The 25,177-nt window shown below is 60.0% G+C and carries 24 protein-coding genes; 12 read left to right on the top strand and 12 right to left on the bottom strand.

The window, feature by feature from the left end:
• The first annotated feature begins 1 nt into the window (after position 1).
• Both ACZ3HH_RS11530 and ACZ3HH_RS11525 read left to right on the top strand, forming a co-directional pair.
• Positions 2-580, top strand: coding sequence for a hypothetical protein (locus tag ACZ3HH_RS11530; protein WP_465804669.1), 579 nt, complete (start codon positions 2-4; stop codon positions 578-580).
• A 73-nt stretch (positions 581-653) separates the two neighbouring features.
• The gene (locus ACZ3HH_RS11525) at positions 654-1,268 is read left to right on the top strand and encodes a GGDEF domain-containing protein (RefSeq protein ID WP_465804667.1); all 615 of its coding nucleotides are present in this window, start codon (positions 654-656) and stop codon (positions 1,266-1,268) included.
• A 31-nt stretch (positions 1,269-1,299) separates the two neighbouring features.
• On the opposite strand, the gene ACZ3HH_RS11520 is transcribed toward ACZ3HH_RS11525, so the two are convergent.
• On the bottom strand, positions 1,300-1,725 hold the full coding sequence (locus ACZ3HH_RS11520) for a VOC family protein (RefSeq protein ID WP_465804666.1): 426 nt from the start codon (positions 1,723-1,725) through the stop codon (positions 1,300-1,302).
• A gap of 112 nt (positions 1,726-1,837) precedes the next feature.
• Here ACZ3HH_RS11520 and ACZ3HH_RS11515 point away from each other — a divergent pair, with 112 nt between their 5' ends.
• Positions 1,838-2,704 carry a LysR family transcriptional regulator gene (locus tag ACZ3HH_RS11515; protein WP_465804664.1) on the top strand — a complete coding sequence of 289 codons (867 nt, stop codon included), beginning with the start codon at positions 1,838-1,840 and terminating at the stop codon, positions 2,702-2,704.
• A 180-nt stretch (positions 2,705-2,884) separates the two neighbouring features.
• Here ACZ3HH_RS11515 and fabI read toward each other — a convergent pair whose 3' ends face one another.
• The 8 genes from fabI to gloB all read right to left on the bottom strand — a co-directional run bounded on the left by fabI (position 2,885) and on the right by gloB (position 13,689).
• Entirely contained in the window at positions 2,885-3,679 is a 795-nt protein-coding gene (gene fabI, locus ACZ3HH_RS11510; protein ID WP_095054848.1) for an enoyl-ACP reductase FabI, read from the bottom strand.
• Positions 3,680-3,700: 21 nt separating this feature from the next.
• Complete coding sequence (locus tag ACZ3HH_RS11505) at positions 3,701-5,311, bottom strand: ABC transporter ATP-binding protein (protein WP_465804662.1); 1,611 nt, start codon at positions 5,309-5,311, stop codon at positions 3,701-3,703.
• 1 nt (position 5,312) lies between these two features.
• Complete coding sequence (locus ACZ3HH_RS11500; RefSeq protein WP_465804661.1) at positions 5,313-6,332, bottom strand: ABC transporter permease; 1,020 nt, start codon at positions 6,330-6,332, stop codon at positions 5,313-5,315.
• A gap of 1 nt (position 6,333) precedes the next feature.
• Positions 6,334-7,407 (bottom strand): microcin C ABC transporter permease YejB, encoded by a 1,074-nt coding sequence (locus tag ACZ3HH_RS11495; RefSeq protein ID WP_123495110.1) that lies wholly within the window; start codon positions 7,405-7,407, stop codon positions 6,334-6,336.
• Between the two features lie 4 nt (positions 7,408-7,411).
• On the bottom strand, positions 7,412-9,253 hold the full coding sequence (locus ACZ3HH_RS11490; RefSeq protein WP_465804658.1) for an extracellular solute-binding protein: 1,842 nt from the start codon (positions 9,251-9,253) through the stop codon (positions 7,412-7,414).
• Positions 9,250-11,082: an extracellular solute-binding protein gene (locus ACZ3HH_RS11485; RefSeq protein ID WP_465804656.1), complete on the bottom strand. Its 1,833-nt coding sequence runs from the start codon at positions 11,080-11,082 to the stop codon at positions 9,250-9,252. Before ACZ3HH_RS11485 ends, ACZ3HH_RS11490 begins: the two co-directional genes overlap by 4 nt.
• A gap of 285 nt (positions 11,083-11,367) precedes the next feature.
• Positions 11,368-12,822: a transglycosylase SLT domain-containing protein gene (locus tag ACZ3HH_RS11480; RefSeq protein ID WP_465804654.1), complete on the bottom strand. Its 1,455-nt coding sequence runs from the start codon at positions 12,820-12,822 to the stop codon at positions 11,368-11,370.
• Between the two features lie 99 nt (positions 12,823-12,921).
• Entirely contained in the window at positions 12,922-13,689 is a 768-nt protein-coding gene (gene gloB, locus ACZ3HH_RS11475) for a hydroxyacylglutathione hydrolase (protein WP_465804653.1), read from the bottom strand.
• 65 nt (positions 13,690-13,754) lie between these two features.
• Here gloB and ACZ3HH_RS11470 point away from each other — a divergent pair, with 65 nt between their 5' ends.
• The 5 genes from ACZ3HH_RS11470 to ACZ3HH_RS11450 all read left to right on the top strand — a co-directional run bounded on the left by ACZ3HH_RS11470 (position 13,755) and on the right by ACZ3HH_RS11450 (position 19,208).
• Positions 13,755-14,513, top strand: a complete 759-nt coding sequence (locus ACZ3HH_RS11470; RefSeq protein ID WP_465804651.1) for a methyltransferase domain-containing protein — start codon at positions 13,755-13,757, stop codon at positions 14,511-14,513.
• A 92-nt stretch (positions 14,514-14,605) separates the two neighbouring features.
• Positions 14,606-15,058, top strand: coding sequence for a ribonuclease HI (rnhA, locus tag ACZ3HH_RS11465; protein ID WP_003180633.1), 453 nt, complete (start codon positions 14,606-14,608; stop codon positions 15,056-15,058).
• A gap of 212 nt (positions 15,059-15,270) precedes the next feature.
• Entirely contained in the window at positions 15,271-16,029 is a 759-nt protein-coding gene (dnaQ, locus tag ACZ3HH_RS11460; protein WP_367371757.1) for a DNA polymerase III subunit epsilon, read from the top strand.
• A gap of 294 nt (positions 16,030-16,323) precedes the next feature.
• Entirely contained in the window at positions 16,324-18,579 is a 2,256-nt protein-coding gene (locus ACZ3HH_RS11455; RefSeq protein WP_465804649.1) for an Orn/Lys/Arg family decarboxylase, read from the top strand.
• Between the two features lie 14 nt (positions 18,580-18,593).
• The gene (locus ACZ3HH_RS11450; protein ID WP_465804647.1) at positions 18,594-19,208 is read left to right on the top strand and encodes a GNAT family N-acetyltransferase; all 615 of its coding nucleotides are present in this window, start codon (positions 18,594-18,596) and stop codon (positions 19,206-19,208) included.
• Here the strand turns inward: ACZ3HH_RS11450 and ACZ3HH_RS11445 are convergent.
• Positions 19,174-20,067: a LysR family transcriptional regulator gene (locus ACZ3HH_RS11445; protein ID WP_465804645.1), complete on the bottom strand. Its 894-nt coding sequence runs from the start codon at positions 20,065-20,067 to the stop codon at positions 19,174-19,176. The genes ACZ3HH_RS11450 and ACZ3HH_RS11445 overlap by 35 nt on opposite strands.
• 88 nt (positions 20,068-20,155) lie before the next feature.
• Positions 20,156-20,392 carry a hypothetical protein gene (locus ACZ3HH_RS11440; RefSeq protein ID WP_465804644.1) on the bottom strand — a complete coding sequence of 79 codons (237 nt, stop codon included), beginning with the start codon at positions 20,390-20,392 and terminating at the stop codon, positions 20,156-20,158.
• Positions 20,393-20,574: 182 nt separating this feature from the next.
• On the opposite strand from ACZ3HH_RS11440, the gene ACZ3HH_RS11435 reads away from it, so the two are divergent.
• Positions 20,575-21,135, top strand: a complete 561-nt coding sequence (locus ACZ3HH_RS11435; RefSeq protein WP_465804642.1) for an NADPH-dependent FMN reductase — start codon at positions 20,575-20,577, stop codon at positions 21,133-21,135.
• 217 nt (positions 21,136-21,352) lie between these two features.
• On the opposite strand, the gene ACZ3HH_RS11430 is transcribed toward ACZ3HH_RS11435, so the two are convergent.
• Positions 21,353-22,303 (bottom strand): DUF1853 family protein, encoded by a 951-nt coding sequence (locus ACZ3HH_RS11430; protein ID WP_465804640.1) that lies wholly within the window; start codon positions 22,301-22,303, stop codon positions 21,353-21,355.
• 124 nt (positions 22,304-22,427) lie between these two features.
• Here ACZ3HH_RS11430 and ACZ3HH_RS11425 point away from each other — a divergent pair, with 124 nt between their 5' ends.
• Genes ACZ3HH_RS11425 through ACZ3HH_RS11415 form a run of 3 tightly spaced genes read left to right on the top strand, consistent with a single transcriptional unit; the run spans position 22,428 to position 25,158 of the window.
• Positions 22,428-23,318, top strand: coding sequence for an NAD(+) kinase (locus ACZ3HH_RS11425; RefSeq protein WP_007906781.1), 891 nt, complete (start codon positions 22,428-22,430; stop codon positions 23,316-23,318).
• Positions 23,315-24,289: a metallophosphoesterase gene (locus tag ACZ3HH_RS11420; protein ID WP_177319041.1), complete on the top strand. Its 975-nt coding sequence runs from the start codon at positions 23,315-23,317 to the stop codon at positions 24,287-24,289. Before ACZ3HH_RS11425 ends, ACZ3HH_RS11420 begins: the two co-directional genes overlap by 4 nt.
• Positions 24,286-25,158, top strand: a complete 873-nt coding sequence (locus ACZ3HH_RS11415) for a rhomboid family intramembrane serine protease (RefSeq protein ID WP_465804637.1) — start codon at positions 24,286-24,288, stop codon at positions 25,156-25,158. The genes ACZ3HH_RS11420 and ACZ3HH_RS11415 overlap by 4 nt, the downstream gene beginning before the upstream one ends.
• The last annotated feature ends 19 nt before the right edge of the window (positions 25,159-25,177 follow it).

The following is a 25,177-nucleotide window of genomic DNA, read 5'->3' as shown; positions in this document are numbered from 1 at the left end:
GATGAGACGACATCTGATTCTGGGCGCGGTGGTGCTGATCGGTCTGAGTGGCTATGCCTCGGACCTGTTCGCTGATGATAAAGAGGCGGTGAAGGCGTTCGACACGGTGCAGAAAGTGTTCCAGAGCCCGCGTTGTCAGAACTGTCATATCCCCGGCGATTCGCCGTTGCAGTTCAATGCGGGCATTCCTCACGCAATGAATGTGGTTCGCGGAATGGATGGCAAGGGCGCGGCCGGTTTGCCGTGCGCTACGTGTCATGCCGAAAGCAATCCGCCGGCCAGTTATGGCCCTCACGCGCCGCCCGGAGCGCCGCATTGGAGCCTGCCGCCGGCCGCGCACAAAATGGCCTGGATCGGCCTGCCGGCCGACAAGTTGTGCGCGATGATCAAGGACCGTTCCAGTAATGGCGACCGTGATTTTGCGGCGCTGATCAAGCACGTCAGCGACGATAAACTGGTGCTTTGGGGCTGGAATCCAGGTGAGGGGCGGGCGCCGGTGCCGGTACCTCACGACATCTTCGTCACCCAGTTCAAACTCTGGGCCGATGCTGGAGGGCCGTGTCCGCTGGCAGGTAGCTGACCAGCGGCACGTTTATAGGGAGTCATACCGGGTATGAGCGACTCTAACGTTCATACCCATCAAGGAGTGAGTGATGTTAACCCCAGGCAAACCGCTCAAACCCGGCGCTGGCGCAGACATGCGTTCGCCGAATGCACTCGACAGCGCAGATCGCGATGTACTGCGCGATCTGGCGCGCAAGGCCGAACAAGCGCTGATGGGCGTGCAGATGGCGAGCATGGATGAATTGACGCTGCTCTCCAATCGTCACGGCTTCGAGGCTTTGGCTCAGTTAGGGCTGGAGGCCTGTCAGCAGTTGGGCAAACCCGCGACCCTGCTGTTTTTCGACCTTGATGACTTCAAGCGCATCAACCAGCTGTACGGTCGCGCCGAGGGCGACGATGCCCTGAAAACTTTCGCCGATGTGCTACGCATCGCCTTTCGTGAAAGCGATGTGATCGGCCGGCTCGGCAGCGATGAGTTTGCTGCCTTGCTGACCGGCGCCGACGCCGTGGAAATCGCCGCGATCAGAGCGCGCCTCGAAGAAATACTCGATGAACGTAATGCCACGGCGCATCGTGGCTATGACATTCGCTTCAGTATCGGGCAGATCGAGTTTGATTCTCGGCTGCACCAGACGGCGGAAGACTTGCTGGCTTTGGCCGATAAGGCGCTGTGCGCCCGGGAATTCGATGCTCGTCATTGTTGAAAGATGGAGCTGGCGTCAACGGTCGGGCGGATCATTTGGCGAATAACTGATCGATATTCTTGAACGCTTTGAACTCCAGAGCGTTGCCGCAGGGGTCGAAGAGAAACATTGTCGCTTGTTCGCCCACCAATCCCTGAAAGCGGATACCCGGTTCGATCACGAAGCGGGTGCCAAGGACTTTCAAGCGCTCGGCCAGCGTCTCCCATTCCTCCATCCCCAAAACCACACCGAAATGCGGTACCGGTACGTCGTGGCCATCGACGGCGTTGGTATGAGCGGCTTCCTGAGAAGCGTTTTTCGGTGCCAGATGAATCACCAGTTGATGGCCGAAAAAGTTGAAATCGACCCAGTGGTCGCTGGAGCGACCTTCCTCCAGACCGAACACCTCACCATAGAAGCGCCGGGCAGCGGCCAAGTCGTAAACCGGGATAGCCAAGTGAAAAGGGGACAGTTGCATCGGGCGTGCCTCGACGGTTGAGAGTTAAGACCGAGTTTAGTCCTGTGCTTTTTGATTGAAAGACGATAGTTTTTGCAGCGAGCTCAAATTATTTCGATCAATTGGAGAGCCCATGCTGCGGGAATTGAAAACCTTCATTGCCGTGACACGTCATGGCACGTTCGCTGCGGCAGGCATGCATATTGGCCTGACCCAGTCGGCGGTCAGCGCGCAGATTCGCAATCTCGAACAGGCCTTGGGCATTCGCCTGTTCGATCGCACCGGCCGTCAGGCGATTCTCAACGCGGCGGGGCAGCGGGCGTTGCCGATGGCTCGGGAAATCCTTGAGACCTTCAGCCGCATGGCTGTCAGTGATAGCGTCGGCGAGTTTCGTGGCGAATTGAAGATCGGCGCGGTGGCGACCGTCCAGACCGGGTTGTTGCCGCGAGCGTTATTGCGACTCCGGCAACAGGCACCGTTGCTGGAGGCGAAGCTGGTGCCCGGGGTGTCCCTGAATCTGTTGAGTCAGGTGGACACCGGCGAAGTGGACTTGGCAATACTGATCAAGCCGCCGTTTGAATTACCCAAGGAATTGTCGGTGCAAGTCATTCGCCGGGAGCCGTTTGTGCTGATCGTGCCGGCAGATCTTGAGGGCGACGACCCGCTGCAGTTGCTCGCCAACCATCCCCACGTACGCTACGACCGTAATTCTTTCGGTGGTCGCCTGGTGACCCGCTTTTTACGTGAGCAGCAGATTGATGTGCAGGTGGCTCTGGAGCTGGATGAGCTGGAAGCCATCGTCAAAATGGTCGAATGCGGGCTGGGTGTTTCGCTATTGCCCGAGGCGGGACTGTGGCTTGAGCATGGGGCGAAGGTGCGGATCATCCCGTTGGGTGAGCTGACGTTCTACCGGGAGATCGTGCTGTTGCAGCGCTATAGCCAGCGCACACAACCTATCCAGCAGTTGTTTGCGAGGTGTTTGACACAGATCGATGACTAAACGCTAACCCCTGTGGGAGCGGGCTTGCTCGCGAAAGCGGTGTGCCAGTCGACACTTTCTGTATGCCGAACACCGCCTTCGCGAGCAAGCCCGCTCCCACATTTGAGCGCATCAAGACTGGAATTGAGGGCATAAAAAAACCCGCCTGAAGAGGCGGGTTTTTTATTGGCTAACCGAAGATCACTCTTCGATGTTGCCCATGGCGGTGGTGTTGAAGCCGCCGTCTACGTACATGATTTCGCCGCTGATGCCGGACGCCAGGTCCGAGCACAGGAAGGCGCCGGCGTTGCCGACTTCGTCGATGGTGACGTTACGACGCAGCGGGGTTTGCGCTTCGTTGGCGGCCAGCATCTTGCGGAAGTTCTTGATGCCGGAAGCGGCGAGGGTACGGATCGGGCCAGCCGATACGCAGTTCACGCGGGTGCCATCCGGGCCCAGGGAGCCGGCCAGGTAACGAACGCCAGCTTCCAAAGAAGCCTTGGCCATGCCCATCACGTTGTAGTTCGGCATGGTGCGCTCGGCGCCCAGGTACGACAGGGTCAGCAGGCTGCCATTGCGGCCTTTCATCATTTCGCGGCCAGCCTTGGCCAGGGCCACGAAGCTGTAGGCGCTGATGTCGTGAGCGATGCGGAAACCTTCACGGGTGGTGGCTTCGGTGAAGTCGCCGTCCAGTTGGTCGCCCGGGGCGAAGCCGACGGAGTGCACGATGCAGTCCAGGCCGTCCCACTTCTGGCTCAGTGCTTCGAAGACCTTGGCGATTTCTTCATCGCTGGCCACGTCGCACGGGAAGCACAGCTCAGGGCTCGAACCCCAGCCTTGTGCGAATTCTTCGACACGACCCTTGAGTTTGTCGTTCTGATAAGTGAAGGCAAGCTCAGCGCCCTCGCGATGCATGGCGGCAGCGATGCCGGATGCGATGGACAGCTTGCTGGCGACACCGACGATCAGTACGCGCTTACCGGCGAGAAAACCCATGTGTTGCTCCTCTTTTCAGGTTTATTGCGCAGTGGCTGGTGCCAGAAAAGCGGCTTCCAGCAACTGCTGTGTATACGGATGTTGGGGGGCGGCAAAGATACTTTGCGCGTCTCCCTGTTCGACCACTTGGCCATGCTTGACCACCATCAACTGGTGGCTCAGCGCTTTGACGACAGCCAGGTCATGGCTGATAAACAAATACGTCAGGTTGTACTTGGTTTGCAGTGAACGTAGCAGCTCCACCACTTGGCGTTGCACGGTGCGGTCGAGGGCCGAAGTCGGCTCGTCCAGCAGAATCAACGCCGGTTTTAGCACTAATGCCCGGGCAATGGCGATTCTCTGCCGCTGCCCACCGGAAAATTCGTGGGGGTAGCGGTGCCGGGTTTCCGGGTCCAGACCTACCTCCTTGAGTGCCGCAATAATCGCTTGTTCCTGTGCTGCCTCAGTGCCCATCTTGTGGATTCGCAGGCCTTCGCCGACGATCTGGCTCACGCACATCCGTGGGCTCAGGCTGCCGAAGGGGTCCTGGAACACCACCTGCATCTCCCGCCGCAGCGGTCGAACTTCACTCTGCGTCAGGCAGTCTAGCTGCTTGCCTTCAAAACGGATGGTGCCTTTGCTACCGATCAGCCGCAAGATCGCCAGGCCGAGCGTCGACTTGCCGGAACCGCTTTCTCCCACAATCCCCAGAGTCTGGCCCTGGGGCAGGCTGAAATTGATGCCGTCTACCGCTTTGATATGGTCCACGGTCTTTTTCAGAAAGCCTTTCTTGATCGGGAACCAGACTTTCAGGTCCTCGACCTGCAGCAATGGCGGGCCAATCACGTTGGTCGCCGGTTTGCCGCTGGGCTCCGCTGCCAGCAGTTCCCGCGTGTACGGATGCTGCGGCGCGCGGAACAATTCTTCGCACGATGCCTGTTCGACGATGCAACCGCGCTGCATGACACATACGCGATGCGCAATTCTTCGTACAAGGTTCAAATCATGACTGATCAGTAACAACGCCATGCCCAGACGGGCCTGCAATTCCTTGAGCAGTTCGAGAATTTTCAGTTGAACGGTCACGTCCAGCGCCGTGGTCGGTTCGTCGGCGATCAGCAATTCCGGCTCATTAGCCAAGGCCATCGCGATCATTACCCGCTGGCGCTGGCCGCCGGACAATTCGTGGGGCAGGGCCTTGAGACGCTTCTCGGGCTCGGGGATGCCGACCATTTCCAGCAGTTCCAGCGTGCGTTTGGTCGCGACTTTGCCGGTCAGACCTTTGTGGATGCCCAAGACTTCGTTGATCTGCTTCTCGATCGAATGCAGCGGATTGAGCGAGGTCATCGGCTCTTGAAAAATCATCGCAATCCGGTTGCCGCGGATATGGCGGATGGTTTTCTCTTTCAGGTCCAGCAGATTCCGGTCGGAATAAGTGATGGTTCCGGACGGATGCCGGGCGAGCGGGTAGGGCAGCAGTCGCAGGATCGAGTGGGCGGTCACCGATTTGCCGGAGCCGCTTTCACCCACCAGCGCCAGGGTTTCGCCGCGCTTGATATCGAAGCTCACGCCTTCGACCACCCGCTGAACACGCTCGCCGACGATAAATTCGACGGCCAGGTCGCGCACTTCGATCAGATTGTCCTGATTCATTTCACTTCCTCGGGTCGAAGGCATCGCGAGCAGACTCGCCGATGAACACCAGCAGACTCAACATCAGCGCCAGCACCGCAAACGCACTCATACCGAGCCACGGCGCTTGCAAGTTGGATTTGCCCTGGGCCACCAGTTCACCCAGTGACGGCGCGCCCGGCGGCAGGCCGAAGCCGAGGAAATCCAGGGCGGTCAGGGTGCCAATGGCGCCGGTCAAGATGAACGGCATGAAGGTCATGGTCGAGACCATGGCATTGGGCAAGATGTGGCGGAACATGATCGCACCATTGCGCATCCCCAGCGCCCGGGCCGCGCGCACGTATTCCAGATTGCGACCGCGCAGGAACTCGGCGCGCACCACATCCACCAGGCTCATCCACGAAAACAGCAGCATGATCCCCAGCAGCCACCAGAAGTTCGGCTGCACGAAACTGGCGAGGATGATCAGCAAGTACAGCACTGGCAGCCCGGACCAGATTTCCAGAAAACGCTGCCCGGCCAGATCGACCCAGCCGCCATAAAAGCCCTGCAAGGCCCCGGCGATCACGCCGATGATCGAGCTGAGAATGGTCAGCGTCAAAGCGAACAGCACCGAAATCCGGAAGCCATAAATCACCCGGGCCAGCACGTCACGGCCCTGATCGTCGGTGCCTAATAGGTTATCGGAGGACGGTGGCGCAGGGGCCGGAACTTTCAGGTCGTAGTTGATGCTTTGGTAGCTGTAGGGAATCGGCGCCCACAAGACCCAAGCGTCCTTGGCCTTGAGCAGTTCGCGGATGTACGGACTCTTGTAGTTGGCTTCCAGCGGGAATTCGCCGCCGAACGCGGTTTCCGGATAGCGCTTGAGTGCCGGGAAGTACCAGGCATTGTCGTAGTGCACCACCAGCGGTTTGTCGTTGGCGATCAGTTCGGCACCGAGGCTTGCGCCGAACAGAATCAGAAACAGCCACAGCGACCACCAGCCACGCTTGTTGGCCTTGAACAGCTCGAAACGCCGGCGATTGAGAGGGGACAAGTTCATCTCAATGCTCCCGGCTTTCGAAGTCGATGCGCGGATCGACAAAGGTGTACGTGAGGTCGCCGATCAGCTTCACCACCAACCCCAGCAGGGTGAAGATGAATAGCGTGCCGAACACCACCGGGTAGTCACGGTTGATCGCCGCTTCGAAACTCATCAGGCCCATGCCGTCGAGGGAGAAAATCACTTCCACCAGCAACGAGCCGGTGAAAAAGATCCCGATGAAGGCTGAAGGGAAACCGGCAATCACCAGCAGCATGGCGTTGCGAAATACGTGGCCGTAGAGCACGCGGTGGCGGGTCAGGCCCTTGGCCTTGGCAGTGACCACATACTGTTTGTTGATTTCATCGAGGAAGCTGTTCTTGGTCAGCAGCGTCATGGTTGCGAAGTTGCCGATTACCAATGCGGTCACCGGTAACGCCAGGTGCCAGAAATAATCGAGGATCTTGCCGCCGGTGCTCAGCTCATCGAAGTTGTTCGAGGTCAGGCCCCGTAGTGGGAACCAGTCGAAATAGCTGCCGCCGGCGAACACCACAATCAGCAGGATGGCGAACAGGAACGCCGGAATCGCGTAACCAACGATGATTGCCGAACTGGTCCAGACGTCGAAGTGGCTACCGTGTCGCGTCGCCTTGGCGATCCCCAGCGGGATCGATACCAGGTACATGATCAGCGTGCTCCACAGCCCTAGGGAGATCGACACCGGCATCTTTTCCTTGATCAGGTCGATGACCTTGGCGTCGCGGAAGAAGCTGTCGCCAAAATCCAGGGTGGCGTAGTTCTTGATCATGATCCACAAACGTTCCGGCGCCGATTTATCGAAGCCGTACATGTGCTCGATTTCCTTGACCAGCGCCGGGTCCAGGCCTTGCGCCCCACGATAGGCCGAGCCGGCCACCGACACTTCGGCGCCGCCACCGGCAATGCGGCTGGTGGCGCCTTCGAAGCCTTCGAGCTTGGCGATCATCTGTTCCACCGGCCCGCCGGGGGCCGCCTGGATGATCACGAAGTTGATCAGCAAAATGCCGAGCAGGGTCGGAATGATCAGCAGCAGTCGCCGAAAAATATACGCCAGCATCTGATTACTCCGTGCCCGCAGGGTCGGCTAGCAGTTTGGTTTCGACTTCTATCGGCAATGTCGCGTTGGGCTTGACCCACCAGGTATTGATGCCGATGTCATATTTGGGCGAAACCTTCGGGTGGCCGATGTGGTTCCAGTACGCCACGCGCCAAGTCTTGATGTGCCAGTTGGGGATCACGTAATAGCCCCATTGCAGCACCCGGTCCAGCGCCCGGGCATGGGCCACCAGGCTTTGGCGTGAATCGGCGTTGATCAGTTGCTCGACCAATTGGTCCACCACCGAATCTTTCAAACCCATGGAGTTGCGGCTGCCGGGTTTGTCGGCGGCGTCGGTCATCCAGTACTCACGCTGTTCGTTACCCGGCGAGTTGGACTGCGGGAAGCTGCCGACGATCATGTCAAAATCCCGGGAGCGCACGCGGTTGATGTATTGCGAGACGTCGACCCGACGGATCACCAGATCAATGCCCAAATCACTGAGGTTGCGCTTGAACGGCAGCAGTATCCGCTCGAACTCGGTCTGGGCCAGCAGAAATTCGAGGGTCACCGGTTTGCCGGTGGCGTCGACCATTTTGTCGTCGACGATCCGCCAGCCGGCCTCTTGCAGCAATTGATAGGCTTGGCGCTGCTGGACGCGGATCATGCCGCTGGCGTCGGTCACCGGGTTCTGGAACGCCTCGCTGAACACTTGCTCGGGGATCTTGCCGCGGAACGGGTCGAGGATCGCCAGTTGATCGGCGTCCGGCAGGCCGGTGGCGGCCATTTCCGAGTTCTCGAAAAAACTGCGGGTGCGCGCGTAGGCGCCGTTGAACAGTTGTTTGTTGGTCCATTCGAAGTCCAGCAACAGGGTCAGCGCGTGGCGCACGCGCACATCCTGAAACACCGGACGGCGCAGGTTGAACACGAAGCCTTGCATGCCGGTGGGGTTGCCGTTGGCGATCTCTTCCTTGATCAGCCGACCTTCGGTCACCGCCGGAATGTTGTAGGCCTTGGCCCAGTTTTTCGCGGCCATTTCCAGCCAATAGTCAAACTGACCGGCCTTGAGCGCTTCCAGCGCGACGGTGTTGTCACGGTAATAGTCGGTGGTCATTACGTCGAAATTGTAGAAGCCACGATTGACTGGCAGGTCCTTGCCCCAATAATCCTTGACCCGCTCATAGCGCACCGAACGTCCGGCCTTCACTTCGCTGACCTTGTACGGGCCGCTGCCCAGCGGCAGTTCCAGGTTGCCCTTGTTGAAATCGCGGGTGGCCCACCAATGCTTGGGCAGTACCGGCAGTTGCCCGAGGATCAGCGGCAGTTCGCGGTTGTTGGTGTGCTTGAACTTGAACAGCACTTTGAGCGGGTTTTCGGCGACCACTTCCTCCACGTCGCTGTAATAGCCGCGGTAGAGCGGTGTGCCGTCCTTGATCAGGGTCTGGAAGCTGAACACAACGTCTTCGGCACGCACCGGGTGGCCGTCATGGAAACGTGCTTCGGGGCGCAGGTAGAAGCGCACCCAGCTGTTGTCCGGGGCTTTTTCGATTTTGCCGGCGATCAGACCGTATTGAGTGAACGGCTCATCCAGACCCTGTTTGGCCAAGGTGTCGTAGATCATGCTGATGTCGTCGGCCGGCACGCCTTTGTTGATGAACGGGTTGAGGCTGTCGAAGCCTCCGAACCCGGCCTGGCGGAAGATCCCGCCCTTGGGCGCGTCGGGGTTCACGTAATCGAAGTGTTTGAAATCGGCCGGGTATTTCGGCGGCTCGTTGTACAGGGTCAGGGCATGTTGCGGGGCGGCGCAGGCCAGCCCGGCGAACAACAAACCGCTGGCCTGCAAGAGCAGGGCGCGTACGGGTTTCATCGATCTTTCTCCGAAGATTTCAGCCACCACGCGCTCAGGCCCAGGGTGTAGGGCGGCGTGGTGACGAAGGCGAACCGGTTGCGGTAGGCCAGACGGTGATAATTGAGGTACCAGTTGGGAATGATGTAGTGCTGCCACAGCAGCACCCGGTCGAGCGCCTTGCCGGCGGCGACCTGTGCATCGCGGGTCTGGGCGGCGAGCAGTTGTTCGAGCAAATGGTCGACCACCGGGTTGGCGATACCTGCGTAATTCTTGCTGCCCTTGATCCCGACCTGGCTGGAGTGGAAGTACTGCCATTGTTCCAGGCCCGGGCTGAGGGTCTGGTTGAGGGTCATCAGGATCATGTCGAAATCGAACTGATCGAGGCGTTGTTTGTACTGGGCGCGATCGACCGTGCGCAGCCGTGCGTCGATGCCGATGCTGGCGAGGTTCTCGACGTAAGGCTGAAGGATGCGCTCCAGGTTCGGGTTGACCAGCAGAACCTCGAAACGCAACGGTTGGCCGATGGTGTTCTGTAGCCGTTGACCGTTGAGCTTCCAGCCGGCCTCGGCGAGTAGCTCCAGGGCCTTGCGCATGGTTTCCCGCGGAATGCCGCGGCCTTCGGTCTGCGGCAGGCTGAACGGCTCGGTGAGCAGCTTGGCGGGCAACTGATCGCGATAGGGCTTGAGCAATAGCCACTCATGACCGACCGGTAGCCCGGTGGCGGAGAACTCGCTGTTGGGGTAGTAACTCATGGCGCGCTTGTAGGCGCCGCTGAACAGCGTGCGGTTGGTCCACTCGAAGTCGAACATCAGCCCCAGCGCTTCGCGGACCTTGGCCTCGGCGAAAGTTGGTCGCCGGGTGTTCATGAACAGGCCCTGGCTCTGGGTCGGGATCTGGTGCTGGATCTGCGCCTTGATCACATCGCCACGGCGCACGGCCGGAAAGTTGTAACCGTTGTCCCAGTTCTTCGCCTGATGCTCGATGTAGATGTCGAACTCGCCGGCCTTGAACGCTTCGAAGGCCACGTCGCTGTCACGGTAGAACTCGACTTCCATGCGATCAAAGTTGTATTTGCCGCGATTGACCGGCAGGTCCTTGCCCCAGTAATCCTTGACCCGCTCGAAGACGATCTGCCGCCCGGGCGTTACCAAGGTGATGCGATACGGCCCGCTGCCCAATGGCGGCTCGAAGGTGGTGGCTTTGAAATCGCGACCTTCCCAGTAATGCTGGGGCAGCACCGGTAACTCGCCCAGGCGCAGGATCAGCAGCGGATTGCCGGCGCGTTTGAAGACGAAACGGATGCGCCGTGGGTTGAGGATATCCACCCGCGACACTTCCTGAAGGTTGGTGCGGTACTGCGGGTGACCTTCCTTGAGCAGCAAACGGTAAGAGAACGCTACGTCATAAGCGGTGATCGGCGTGCCATCGTGGAAACGCGCTTCGGGGCGCAGATTGAACACCACCCAGCTGCGGTCTTCGCTGTATTCCACCGATTGGGCGATCAAGCCATAACTGGAGGTCGGCTCATCGCCGGACGGCGCGTATTGGCCGGTGCCGACCATCAACGGTTCATTGAGTTCGTTGATGCCGTACTGCAGGAAGTTGGCGGTGGAAACCGGGCTCGAGCCTTTGAATGTGTAAGGGTTGAGCGTATCGAAGGTGCCAAACGCCATCACCCGCAACGTACCGCCCTTGGGCGCTAGCGGGTTGACCCAGTCGAAGTGGGTAAATCTGGCCGGGTACTTGAGCGTGCCGAACTGCGCATAACCATGGCTTTCGCTGATCGTCGCGCTTGCGGGGGAGCTCAAGGCCAGGCTGATCAGGAGCAGGAGGAGGGGACGCTTCAAGTCAGAGATCCGATCCAGGCGGCTTGGGCTTTGTGGGCCGTACAGTAACAGCTTGTATCGACAGGAAAAAGACGGAGGGTTAATGCGTGGTTAATTGTGCAGGTGAAGGTCCGGCGGATCGCAGAACCTGTGGCGAGGGGGCTTGCTCCCGCTCGGCTGCGAAGCAGTCGCAAACCGAAATACGCGGTGTGTCAAAAATCACCGGGTTTCAGGTTTTGGGGCTGCTTCGCAACCCAACGGGAGCAAGCTCCCTCACCACAAAAGCCCCTCGACAGGGCGTGCTGCTTAATTCGGCGAAGCAACCGTCAGCATCTGCCCCGGTTTCAGCGCCTGGCCAACCCGAGGGTTCCAGCGCTTGAGGTGCTGCATTTCAACGTTGAAGCGTTTGGCGACCATGTACAGCGAATCGCCTTGCTTGACCTTGTACTGGGTCTGTTGCGTCTTGTTGGTTACCTTGCCATTCGTCTTGCTGTTCGCCGCCACCACAGTGTTGACGCGCCCGGATTTGCGCTTGGTGGTGTCCTGCATCACCAGGGTCTGGCCGACCTTGAGGTCTTTGCCCGTCAGTTTGTTCCAGCGTTGCAGGTCCTTGATGTCGACCTTGTTGGCCTTGGCGATGGTGCCCAGATTGTCGCCACGTTTGACCCGATAGGCGCGCTTGAGGCTGGCGATTTCGCTCTCGTCTGCCCCTTCGAACACAGGCTTGAGCGATCGCTGACTGATCAGCTCGTCAGGGCGCATGGTCGACAGGCTGGCAGTCAGCAGTTGCGCCTTGGACGTTGGCACCAGCAGATGCTGGGGGCCGTCGATGGTGGTGCGCTGCTTGAAGGCCGGGTTGAGCTGGAACAGTTCGTCTTCGTCGATGTTGGCCACCGCGGCAACCTTGGACAGGTCCATGCGCTGGTTGATTTCGACGACCTGGAAGTACGGTTCGTTGGCGATCGGGTTGAGGTTCACGCCATAGGCTTCGGGCGCCAGGACCACTTGCGACAGGGCCAGCAACTTAGGCACATAGGCCTGGGTTTCCGCTGGCAGCGGCAGGTTCCAGTAGTCGGTCGGCAGGCCGAGTCGTTCGTTGCGCTCGATGGCCCGGCTGACCGTACCTTCGCCAGCGTTGTAGGCCGCCAGGGCCAGCAACCAGTCGCCGTTGAACATGTCGTGCAGGCGGCTCAGGTAATCCATGGCCGCGGTGGTCGAGGCGGTGATGTCGCGACGGCCATCATAGAAGCGGGTCTGACGCAGGTTGAAGTAACGCCCGGTGGACGGGATGAATTGCCAAAGACCCACCGCGTCGGCCCGGGAATAGGCCATCGGGTTGTAGGCGCTTTCAATCACTGGCAACAGCGCCAGTTCCAGCGGCATGTTGCGCTCTTCAAGGCGTTCGACGATGTAGTGAATGTAGAGGCTGCCGCGTTCGCCGGCATTTTCGAGGAAGGACGGGTTACTGGCGAACCACAGGCGCTGTTGCTCGATGCGCGGGTTGACGCCCAGGTTGTCCTGCAACTGGAAGCCCTGGCGCATGCGCTCCCAGACGTCCTGTGGAATTTGCGGTGTTGGTTTTTCGCTGAGCCAAATGGGTTTTTGCTTGGCTCGAGCGGCAATATTCGGAGTGTGCGTCGCTTCGGTCTGCGGCACATGGCTGGAACAGCCCGCCAAAGTGGCGGACACAGCCACCGCGATGGCTTGAGCCAAGCGGGTCAATGCGTCTGAATTGATGGCTTTACGAATAGGTGACGACATTGGCTGGAAGTAAGTTCCGGGCAAAAATGTCGGGCGATTCTAGAAAGCGCACCCCCTGCGGTCAACCATTCAGAATTTTTGTATCGTCAAGCAGTCTCCCTAGAACGTATCTTTCCAAGCTCGAAGGGCAGCAAAAACCGCACTCGGAGCCCGGTTATCGGTTCCGTTCCGTTCGTCCACTTTTTCTTTAACGGATGTTTCGCCGGCACGCAAAAACGGATTGGTGAGCTTTTCCAGTGCCAGCGTCGAAGGCAACGTCATGATTCCGGCTTCACGTTGGCGGGTCACTTTGGCCAGCCGTTCGAGGGTATCGGGGTTGCCCGGTTCGACCGCTGCGGCAAACTTCAGATTACTCAGGGTGTACTCGTGGGTGCAGTAGACCAGCGTGTCTTCGGGGAGCGCTGCGAGGCGGCTCAGCGAGTGATGCATTTGCTCGGGCGTGCCTTCGAATAACCGTCCGCAACCGGCAGCGAACAAGGTGTCACCGCAAAACAAATGGCCTTGGTGATAAAAGGCGATGTGCCCCAGGGTATGGCCCGGCACCTGCATGACGTCGAAGTCCCAGCCCAGCACGTTGATGCGGTCATTGTCCTTGAGCGCCACGTCCCGCGCCGGAATGCTTTCGCTGGCCGGGCCGTAGACTGTCGCGTCTGTCGCTTTTTTCAGCCGCTCGACGCCGCCGACATGGTCATGATGGTGATGAGTGATCAAAATATCGCTTAACACCCAACCCGGGTGCGCCGCGAGCCAGGCTTGTACTGGCGCGGCATCGCCCGGATCGACCACGGCGCAGCGCTGGGTGCTGTGGTCTTGTAACAACCAGATGTAGTTGTCGGTGAAGGCGGGCAGGGCACTGATCTGTATCATCGTCGGATTCGCCAAGCGGAAAACATTGGCGCATCTTAGAACTTCCTGGCGCGTTGGAGAATGCAATGACCGATAAAGCGTTCGCTCAGGCCGATCCTGAGTGGCTGACATTGATCAGCGCGGCCCGTGAATGGCTGTCCGGGCCCATCGGGCAATTTCTGCTGGACGAAGAACGACGCATGCTCGAAGACGAGTTGGGGCGCTTCTTCGGCGGCTACCTGGTGCATTACGGCCCCTCGGCGCAGACACCGCCGTCGGCACCGCAGGTCCAGCGCAATGTGCGGCTCGGTGCGCCGTTGCCGGGGGTCGAGATCGTTTGCGAAGAGCAGGCCTGGCCGTTGAGCGAGCACGCCGCCGATGTGGTGGTGTTGCAGCACGGGCTGGATTTCTGCCTGTCACCCCACGGTTTGCTGCGCGAAGCGGCGAGCAGCGTGCGGCCTGGCGGGCATCTGCTGATTATCGGGATCAACCCCTGGAGCAGCTGGGGCCTGCGTCATGTATTCGCCCATGACGCCTTGCGCAAGGCCCGTTGTATTTCGCCGTCGCGGGTTGGCGACTGGCTGAACCTGCTGGGCTTCGCGCTGGAGAAACGCCGCTTCGGGTGCTATCGTCCGCCGCTTGCGTCGCCCGCCTGGCAGGCCCGTCTGACCGGTTGGGAGCGCAAGGCAGGTGACTGGCAATTGTCGGGTGGTGGCTTCTATTTATTGGTCGCGCGCAAGATCGTCGTGGGCCTGCGGCCGGTGCGTCAGGAGCGGCGCGAACCGATGGGCAAGCTGATTCCGTTGCCGATGGCCAAGGTCAACCGTCGTCACCTCGAACCGTAATACACATTTTATTTTCCCGGCCGGGTTCGCCCCGGCCTCGGGCATCGTCGGTCACCGATCGGCGAGCCACCGCATTTTCTGGATAGATTGGCATGAGCGATAGCGTAGAACTCTTTACCGATGGCGCCTGTAAGGGCAACCCTGGCCCGGGCGGCTGGGGCGCGTTGCTGGTGTGCAAGGGCGTTGAAAAAGAACTCTGGGGCGGCGAAGCCAATACCACCAACAACCGCATGGAGTTGATGGGCGCGATCCGTGGCCTGGAAGAGCTCAAACGCTCCTGCGACGTACTGCTGGTGACCGACTCCCAGTACGTGATGAAAGGCATCAACGAGTGGATGGCCAACTGGAAGAAGCGCGGCTGGAAAACCGCGGCGAAGGAACCGGTGAAAAACGCCGACTTGTGGAAACTGCTCGACGAGCAGGTCAACCGCCACAACGTCACCTGGAAATGGGTGCGCGGGCACATCGGCCACCACGGCAACGAACGGGCCGACCAACTGGCCAACCGTGGCGTGGATGAAGTGCGTGGGTACAAGCAGGCTTGATTCCGGACTGCTGATGTACGGCGTCGTGGCCCATCGCGAGCAGGCTCGCTCCCATATTTGATCTTCGCTGAGCACAAATTCTGTGAACCCCCGAATTCAATGTGGGAGCGAGCCTGCTCGCGATGGGGGCAACACGGTGTATCTGAAAGACCCCGGTGAGCGTGTTAACATCGCCGCTTTTGCACGATTGACCCGTTGAGAGCTGAGCACTGATGGCCACCAGATCCGTTGTACTCGATACCGAAACCACCGGCATGCCGGTGACCGACGGCCACCGGATTATCGAAATCGGTTGTGTCGAGTTGATCGGTCGGCGCCTGACCGGCCGGCATTTCCACGTTTACCTGCAACCGGATCGCGAGAGTGACGAAGGCGCCATCGGCGTCCACGGCATCACTAACGAATTCCTGGTGGGCAAGCCGCGTTTCACTGAAGTGGCCGATGAGTTCTTCGAGTTCATCAAGGGCGCGCAGCTGATCATCCATAACGCGGCGTTCGACGTTGGCTTCATCAACAACGAATTCGCCCTGATGGGCCACCACGATCGCGCGGACATCACGCAGCACTGCTCGATCCTCGACACCCTGATGATGGCCCGGGAACGTCACCCGGGGCAGCGCAACAGCCTCGACGCCTTGTGCAAACGCTATGGCGTCGACAACTCCGGCCGTGAGCTGCACGGCGCCTTGCTCGACTCCGAGATTCTCGCCGACGTTTACCTGACCATGACCGGTGGCCAGACCAGTCTGTCGCTGGCCGGTAACGCGTCAGATGGCAATGGTTCAGGTGAAGGCGCGGATAACTCCGCCACCGAAATCCGTCGTCTGCCGGCCGATCGTCAGCCGATCCGGATCATCCGCGCCAGTGAAGACGATCTGGCCCAGCACATTGCGCGCCTCGAAGCCATCGCCAAATCCGCCGGCGCTCCGTCGCTGTGGCAGCAATTGGCTGAGGCCAAGGCTCAGGCCTGAGCCCTTTCGAGCGGAAGGGCTTTTGTGGCGAGGGAGCTTGCTCCCGCTCGGCTGCGCAGCAGTCGCAAATCCTGCCAGCACGGTGTATCTGAGCGAATGCAGGGGGCCGCTTCGCAGCCCAACGGGAGCAAGCTCCCTCGCCACAGGTAAACTTTCTGAACAATGGGTTTGCTGGCCACATGCTGGTGCGCCCGCCGACCCACTTCAGGGCATCCCGCTCGCCACATGCGCTCCAACCCTCTACCCTGAGGTTATTGGCAGGCTACGGTCTGCCGCCTCAGGACACCGAGCCCCATGTATAAAGATTTGAAATTCCCGGTCCTGATCGTCCACCGCGACATCAAAGCCGACACCGTTGCCGGTGATCGTGTGCGTGGCATTGCCCGGGAGCTGGAGCAGGAAGGCTTCAGCATCGTCTCGGCGGTCGATTACAACGAAGGGCGTCTGGTCGCCTCGACTCATCACGGCCTCTCTTGCATGTTGATTGCCGCCGAAGACGCCAGCACCCATGCTCATCTTCTGCATAACATGGCCGAGCTGATCCGCCTGGCACGGGTTCGGGCGCCGGACCTGCCGATCTTTGCCCTGGGCGAGCAGGTCACCCTGGAAAATGCTCCCGCCGACGCCATGGCCGAGCTCAATCAGCTGCGCGGCATTCTTTATTTGTTCGAAGACACCGTGCCATTCCTCGCCCGTCAGGTCGCCCGCGCGGCGCGCAAATATCTGGACGGTCTATTGCCGCCGTTCTTCAAGGCGCTGGTGCAGCACACCGCCGACTCCAATTATTCCTGGCACACCCCCGGTCATGGCGGCGGCGTGGCGTATCACAAGAGCCCGGTGGGGCAGGCGTTTCACCAGTTCTTCGGGGAAAATACGCTGCGTTCGGATTTGTCGGTATCGGTACCGGAACTCGGTTCGCTGCTCGATCACACGGGACCATTGGCCGAGGCGGAAGCGCGAGCCGCGCGCAATTTCGGCGCCGATCACACCTTTTTCGTGATCAATGGCACCTCAACCGCCAACAAGATCGTCTGGCATTCCATGGTGGCCCGTGATGATCTGGTGCTGGTAGATCGCAACTGCCACAAGTCGGTGCTGCACTCGATCATCATGACCGGCGCGATCCCGCTGTACCTGTGCCCGGAGCGCAATGAACTGGGAATTATCGGCCCAATTCCGTTGAGTGAATTCAGCCGCGAATCGATCCAGGCCAAGATCGATGCCAGCCCGTTGACCCAGGGTCGCGAGCCCAAGGTCAAGTTGGCGGTGGTGACCAACTCGACTTACGACGGCCTCTGTTACAACGCTGAGCTGATCAAGCAGAGCCTGGGCAACAGCGTCGAGGTGCTGCATTTCGACGAGGCCTGGTACGCCTACGCGGCGTTCCACGAGTTCTTCGCCGGCCGCTACGGCATGGGCACCTCTCGCAGCAAAGACAGCCCGCTGGTGTTCACTACGCACTCCACGCACAAATTGCTGGCGGCGTTCAGTCAGGCGTCGATGATTCACGTTCAGGACGGTGGTGCACGGCAACTCGATCGCGACCGTTTCAACGAAGCGTTCATGATGCACATTTCGACCTCGCCGCAGTACAGCATCATCGCCTCGCTGGACGTAGCCTCGGCGATGATGGAAGGGCCGGCCGGTCGTTCGCTGTTGCAGGAAATGTTCGACGAGGCCCTGAGTTTTCGCCGGGCCCTGGCCAATCTGCGCCAGCACATCGCTGCCGACGACTGGTGGTTTTCCATCTGGCAACCACCCTCGGCCGAAGGTATCGAGCAGGTGGTCACCGAAGACTGGCTGCTGCAACCCGACGCCGACTGGCACGGCTTTGGCGGGGTGACCGACGACTACGTGCTGCTCGATCCGATCAAGGTCACGCTGGTGATGCCGGGTTTGACGGCGGGCGGAGCCCTGAGCGCGCGGGGGATTCCGGCGGCGGTGGTCAGTAAATTCCTCTGGGAACGCGGGCTGGTCGTGGAAAAGACCGGCCTGTATTCGTTCCTGGTGCTGTTCTCCATGGGCATCACCAAAGGCAAATGGAGCACGCTGCTGACCGAGCTGCTGGAGTTCAAGCGCAGTTATGACGCCAATGTCAGCCTGGCCAGCTGCCTGCCGTGCGTGGCGCAACCCAATATTGCCCGCTATCAAGGCATGGGCCTGCGCGATCTGTGTGATCAATTGCACGCCTGTTATCGCAGCAATGCCACGGCCAAACACCTCAAACGCATGTACACCGTACTGCCAGAAGTCGCGATGAAGCCGGCGGACGCCTATGATCAATTGGTACGCGGGGAGGTTGAGGCTGTTTCGATCGATGCTCTGGACGGGCGGATCGCAGCGGTAATGCTGGTGCCATACCCGCCGGGGATCCCGTTGATCATGCCCGGCGAGCGTTTCACCGAGTCGACCCGTTCGATCATCGATTACCTGAAGTTTGCCCGTACGTTCGACAGCAGCTTCCCCGGATTTGTCGCCGATGTGCATGGCTTGCAACACGAAGACGAGGGCAATGGACGGCACTACACCGTCGATTGCATCAAGGAATGAGGACCTTTCCGAGTATGCAACCAGTCATGAATCCCAAATACCCAGGCCTCTCGGTGCGTGTCGCCGATGAGGGGTTTGCGGCTTATATCTGGGGCAGTGATTTCAGTTTTGAAGTCGCCGCCTATGGTGCCGCGCAAATTGGTAAGCCGGTGGCGCAGTGGCCGGTGACGCCAATCACCCCGTATCGCAAGTGTTACGGCATCGATCCCGAGGAGTTCAGCAGTTTTCGCGACGCCGCTGACAGCGCGATTTTCATGGCCTATCTGGATGACGAGCCAGTGGGGCATTTGGTGGTCAGCACCAACTGGAACGGCTTCGCCCATATCGACGAATTGGCGGTGCATGCTCCGGCGCGCCGTCATGGTGTGGCCAAGGCGCTGCTGGACGTGGCGCAGTTCTGGAGCCGCAAGAAAAAACTGCCGGGCATCATGCTGGAAACCCAGAACAACAACCTGGGCGCCTGTCGGCTTTATGAGCGTAGCGGTTACACGGTCGGCGGGATCGATCATCTGCGTTATCGGGGGATCGACCCGAACACCGCCGAAGTGGCGCTGTTCTGGTATCGACTGTTCGATAATCCGCTGGAAAACCCGCTCAGTTCGCCAACATCGCCACGGCTTGTTCCGTGATGATGTCCAGCAGCGCCTGAACCGCCGAAGAGGGCTCGGCACCCTTCAGCGTCAAGGCATAGACGCTGATCGGCACGGCAGGCGCCAGCGGGCAGGCATCGAGCCCGGCCGATTTGGCGCCGAGGGCGGTAAACGGGTCGACGATCGCCAGGCCTTCACCGGCCTCGACCATGCTGCGCATCATTTGATGAGTCTGAACCCGGGTCTGAATGACCGGGGCAGGGCGAAGCGCGTGCAGCTTGTTGTCCAGCGCCGGGCTTAACGGATCGTGACCTTCCAGGCCAACCATCGACTGGCCGGCCAGGTCTTGCAGCGAGATGTACTTCTGTTTCGGTTGCAGCCAGCCATGGGGCGCCAGCAGCTGGAGCTTGCCTTGAGCGATGACCTGGCAATGGATATCGGCGTGGTCCGGGTCATGCAGGCTCAGGCCCAGATCGCTTTCACGCAGCAGCAGGCTTCTGACAATTTCGCGGGTCGGCTGGCTCAGGAGGGAGCACGGAGCGTCTGGGAGGCGTCGGCGCAGGGCCGCGATGCTGTGTGGCAACAGTTGTTGCGCCAAAGGCGGGGTGCAGATGATTCGCAGGGGCGGGGCCAAATATTGCTTGAGGCTGCTGGCCAGTCGCTGGACCGGCTCGAGGGCTTCGTAGACGTGGGCGATCTCGACCTGCAACTCCCGCGCCTCGCGCGTGGCTTGCAGGCGACCACGCACGCTGGCAAACAGCATGAAACCCAACTGATCCTCGGCATCACGCAGGGTGCGTTCAACCTCGGCCACCGGCAGTTGCAGCCATTCGGCGGCGGTGCCAAGGTGACCGGTCTGCAGGAGCGCCTGGATTACTTCGATATGACGTAAACGCATGCGTGAAGTCCATGTTCAGCAGGTGAGGGAGTCAGTTACTGAATCCTAACCCAAGTGCGTGCATATGACTTCTGCTCATAACAGCGGGTTATGAGGCTACGTTCGTTTCAGGTTCGCGAGTGAGGGTGACGCCTGATTGCACCAGCACAAATTCGTTCTCGTCGAGTTTGTTGAGCCGGTCGCCAATGGCCAGCTTATAGGTGGTGACAGGCGCCGAGCCGGCGAGGCCGTCGTGCGACGGGGTGGATTCCTGGAACTCATGCACGGAATAAACGCGGCCTTCCGCGTCTCTTGCATGGAACTGACCGACGAGTACTGCTGCCATCTGCTTAGAACCTCTGGAGATAAATCACTCAATTTGCGGCTCTGTAGACCGTGGTTGGGCGAGGTAAGTTTTCCTACAGGAAAAAAATAGTCAGGGGCGGCGATTTCCGTCGCTCACTGGTTGAATCGTCATTTGAAATCTATAACTAGAAGCTCTTTCCATCGGACAGTCGAGAATCTTCCATGAGCAATGTCTACGAGATCGCCGTTCTGGTCGGCAGCCTGAGAAAAGCGTCGATCAACCGCAAAGTCGCGCTGGCGCTGGCCGAACTGGCGCCTGCCAATCTGAAACTGACTATCGTCGAAATCGGCGATTTGCCGCTTTACAACGAAGACATCGATGGCGAATCACCGCCGGCAGCCTACAGCACTTTCCGACAACAAGTGAGTTCATCCGACGCGGTGCTGTTCGTGACCCCGGAATATAACCGTTCGGTGCCGGCGCCGTTGAAGAATGCGATCGACGTGGGTTCGCGCCCCTATGGCAAGAGCGCCTGGAACGGCAAGCCGGGTGCGGTGATCAGCGCTTCACCGGGCGCCGTCGGCGGATTTGGGGCCAATCACAACGTGCGCCAGTCCATGGTGTTTCTCAATGTGCCGTGCATGCAGCAACCGGAAGCCTACCTGGGCGGCGCCGGCTCAGCGTTCGACGAGGCGGGCAAGTTGTCGGAGTCGGTGAAGCCGTTCTTGCAGAAATTCATCGATGCGTATGCGTTGTGGGTTGAGCAGCATAAAAAGCAATGATCCGTTTACGTTGCATTAATTAGTTCCTGAGGCCAGTCACAATCCCTGTGGGAGCGGCGGTGCGACGATTCGACTTGCTCGCGAAGACGGCGGTACAGTCAACATTGATGTCGCCTGACATACCGCTATCGCGGGCAAGGCCGCTCCCACAGGATCACACTAAACCCTGTGGGAGCGGGCTTGCCCGCGATAGGGCCCATCCATTCACCACATAAACTCAACCACTACCCGGCACATTCGGCCAAAGATCGGACACCAGAAACAACCGCTCGGCTTCTTCCCAATCCCCATTCGTACTTTCTGTCAGCCGAACCATCAATTGCGCCGGTGCCAGCGGGTCCAGATCGCTCAGCCATGCACTCAGCTGTTCAGTGTTCCAGGTCTGCTCCTCGGGATAGTGCGCCGGTGCCAGCCAGGCATGGCGGGGCAGCGGTTGCCAGCGACCGAACGGGCGCTGCACGACAAAGTCCGCCCAGTCTTTCTGATGCAGCCAGCTACCGCGCAAATGCTGAGGGTGCGCGCCGCTGGGGGGCTCGGACTGTCCCGGCCACGGATAGAGCAGATAACCGCCCAGCCACAGATGCGCACTGAACTGCTGGATATCCAGCGACGCCAGCACTGCACGGCTTTCCGCCCGCGCGGAAATCGGTAATTGATGCTGGCTCAGGTGCTTCAGTTTACGGTCGAGCCGATCATGACAACCCGGTCCGAGCCACTGCGCGGTGTCATGGCCGTCACCGTTCTGTGGCCCAAGGTAGAGCTTGATCGCCAGTTCCAGGTGATGCACGCCGTCGCGATCACGCAGCAGCATATCCAACTCACCCAAAGTGTGGCCTTCACGGCGGATCGGCAGGTTGGCGGCAATCAGCTCGATACCCGGCGCATGCCGCACGGCATATTGCCACAGGCGCTCGTAGTACAGACCCAGGCGTCGGGTCCTGGCTTGGGCCAGCCAGTGCAGCAAATCGTAACTGTCGCGATCCAGTTGCCTGAGCCAGTGTTCCAGGCGCTCCGGTGCCTGCACCCAGTCGCTTCCGGCCAGCGGATGGCGCTGCGGCCACGGGGTGACGCTGAGCATCGGCGGCGCGAGGATGACCCAAGCCAGGTCGCGCACTTCAGGGTGGCGCAACTGGTGAGGTAACTGGAGCAAATCTGGAAATAGGATCATCTTGCGAGCATAGCCCGAAACGCGAGTGCACCGTCGTGGCTGAAAGGGTTTTGTCTACGCCGCGCTTTCGCCCATAATCGTGTTTTTCGCCGTCGCAGGCCCTCCGCGTCCCAATAGGAGCCCCATGGAGCAATTTCGTAATATCGGCATCATCGGTCGCCTGGGCAGTTCTCAGGTGCTGGATACCGTCCGCCGACTGAAACGGTTTCTGCTCGATCGTCACCTGCACGTGATCCTCGAAGACACCATCGCCGAAGTCCTGCCGGGTCATGGCCTGCAAACTTCGTCGCGCAAGATGCTCGGTGAAGTGTGTGACATGGTGATTGTGGTCGGTGGTGACGGCAGCCTGCTGGGCGCCGCCCGGGCGCTGGCCCGACACAATATTCCGGTGCTCGGCATCAACCGGGGCAGCCTGGGATTCCTGACCGATATTCGTCCCGATGAGCTGGAAGTCAAAGTCGCCGAAGTGCTCGACGGCCACTATCTGGTGGAAAACCGCTTCCTGTTGCAAGCCGAAGTCCGTCGCCACGCCGAGGCCATCGGCCAGGGCGATGCGCTGAACGACGTGGTGCTGCACCCCGGCAAATCGACGCGGATGATCGAGTTCGAGTTGTACATCGACGGCCAGTTCGTCTGCAGTCAGAAGGCCGACGGCCTGATCGTCGCTACGCCGACCGGTTCGACCGCTTACGCGCTGTCGGCGGGTGGCCCGATCATGCATCCCAAGCTCGACGCTATTGTGATTGTGCCGATGTACCCCCATACCTTGTCAGGTAGGCCGATCGTGGTCGATGGCAACAGTGAGCTGAAAATCGTCGTGTCCAAAGATATGCAGATTTACCCGCAAGTCTCCTGTGACGGGCAAAATCACTTCACCTGCGCGCCCGGTGACACCATCACCATCAGCAAGAAAGCACAGAAACTGCGGCTGATTCATCCGCTCGATCACAACTACTATGAAGTTTGCCGGACCAAGCTCGGCTGGGGCAGCAAGTTGGGTGGTGGAGGCGACTGATGCTCGATCCCGCGCGTAGCTACGACCTGATCGGTGACGTGCACGGTTGCGCTCTGACCCTTGAGCACTTGCTCGACCGGCTCGGTTACCACAAACAGGCTGGCGTCTGGCGGCATCCGTCGCGCATGGCGGTGTTCCTTGGCGACATCATCGACCGCGGCCCACGGATTCGCGAGGCGCTGCACATCGTCCACGACATGGTCGAGGCCGGGCAGGCGCTGTGCATCATGGGCAACCATGAATTCAACGCCCTTGGCTGGAGCACGCCAGCGCTGCCGGGCAGTGGCCAGCAGTTCGTGCGTGAACATACGCCACGCCACGCGCGCCTGCTCAAGGAAACCCTGACCCAGTTCGAAGACCATCCCGCGGAATGGCATGACTTCCTGCAATGGTTCTATAAGCTGCCATTGTTCGTCGATGCCGGGCGTTTCCGCGTGGTGCATGCCTGCTGGGATGCCGGCCTGATCGAGCCGTTGCGCGGGTTGTTCCCCGACGGCTGCATCGATGAGCACTTCCTCCAGGCCTCCGCGGTGCCGGGCAGTTTTGCCTGCACCGTGTTCGATCGCCTGTTGCGCGGCACCGACATGCGCTTGCCCCACGGTTTGACCATGACCAGCGGCGACGGCCTGACGCGTTCGTTTTTCCGCACCAAATTCTGGGAAGACGACCCGCAAACCTACGGAGATATCGTGTTCCAGCCCGACGCCTTGCCTGAGCCGGTGGCACGCACGCCGCTGTCGTCCAGCGAAAAAGACAACTTGCTGCGCTACGGCGTCGATGAACCATTGTTGTTCGTCGGTCACTACTGGCGCAGCGGCAAGCCGGCGCCGATTCGTCCGAACCTGGCGTGCCTGGATTACAGCGCGGTGCTCTACGGCAAACTGGTCGCTTATCGTCTGGATCAGGAAACCCGTCTCGACCCGCATAAATTTGTCTGGGTCGATGTCGAGCGGCCGGAGGTGCTGCAATGACGGCGGTAGCAGTATTGCGTCTGCCTCTGGCGGTGGATTTGAGCGGGTTCGTCAAACTGCTGCAGCGCATGCAAGTGCCCCATCGGGTCAGCGAAGAGGCGGGCGAGCAGGTGCTGTGGGTGCCGGCCAACATCAGCGAAGACGTACGCTCATTGTACGAACGCTTTCCGGCGGGCGACCCCGATCAGCAACTGGATATCCCGATCGCGCAGACGCGGCAGCGTCCGGGCTTCGTCGAGCAATTGCGCTACAGCAAGGCTACGGCGCTGGTGCTGCTGCTGAGCCTGATCGTCGGCATGGTGACGCTGCTGGGCGAAAACCTAGAAACGATACGCTGGCTGACCTTCCTCGATTTTCGTGTGGTCGGTGAGTACATCCATTTCACGCCATTGGCTGACAGCCTGGCGGCGGGGCAGTGGTGGCGTCTGGTGACGCCGATGCTGATCCACTTCGGCATCCTGCACTTGGCCATGAACGGCATGTGGTACTGGGAACTGGGGCGGCGCATCGAGTCGCGGCAAGGCAGCATCAACCTGATCGGCCTGACGTTGCTGTTCAGTCTGGTGTCCAACTATACCCAATACCTTTTCAGCGGTCCGAGCCTGTTTGGCGGGTTGTCCGGGGTGCTGTACGGCCTGCTCGGGCATTGCTGGATCTTCCAGGTCCTGTCGCCGAACCCGGCGTATCGCCTGCCACGCGGCGTGCTGGTGATGATGCTGGTGTGGTTGCTGGTGTGCCTGTCCGGGCTGGTCTCGATGATCGGCTTCGGTCAGATTGCCAACGCGGCCCACGTCAGCGGGTTACTCATCGGATGCTTCACCGGTTTGTTGGGCGGTTTGTACAACCGCCGTAAACTGACTTCCAAATAAGCTATGTGATTAAAGAGCG

Source organism: Pseudomonas sp. PME37.24/025, from assembly GCF_055556615.1.
Note: the sequence above shows the minus strand (reverse complement) of the source record. Positions and strands in the feature narration are given on the sequence as shown.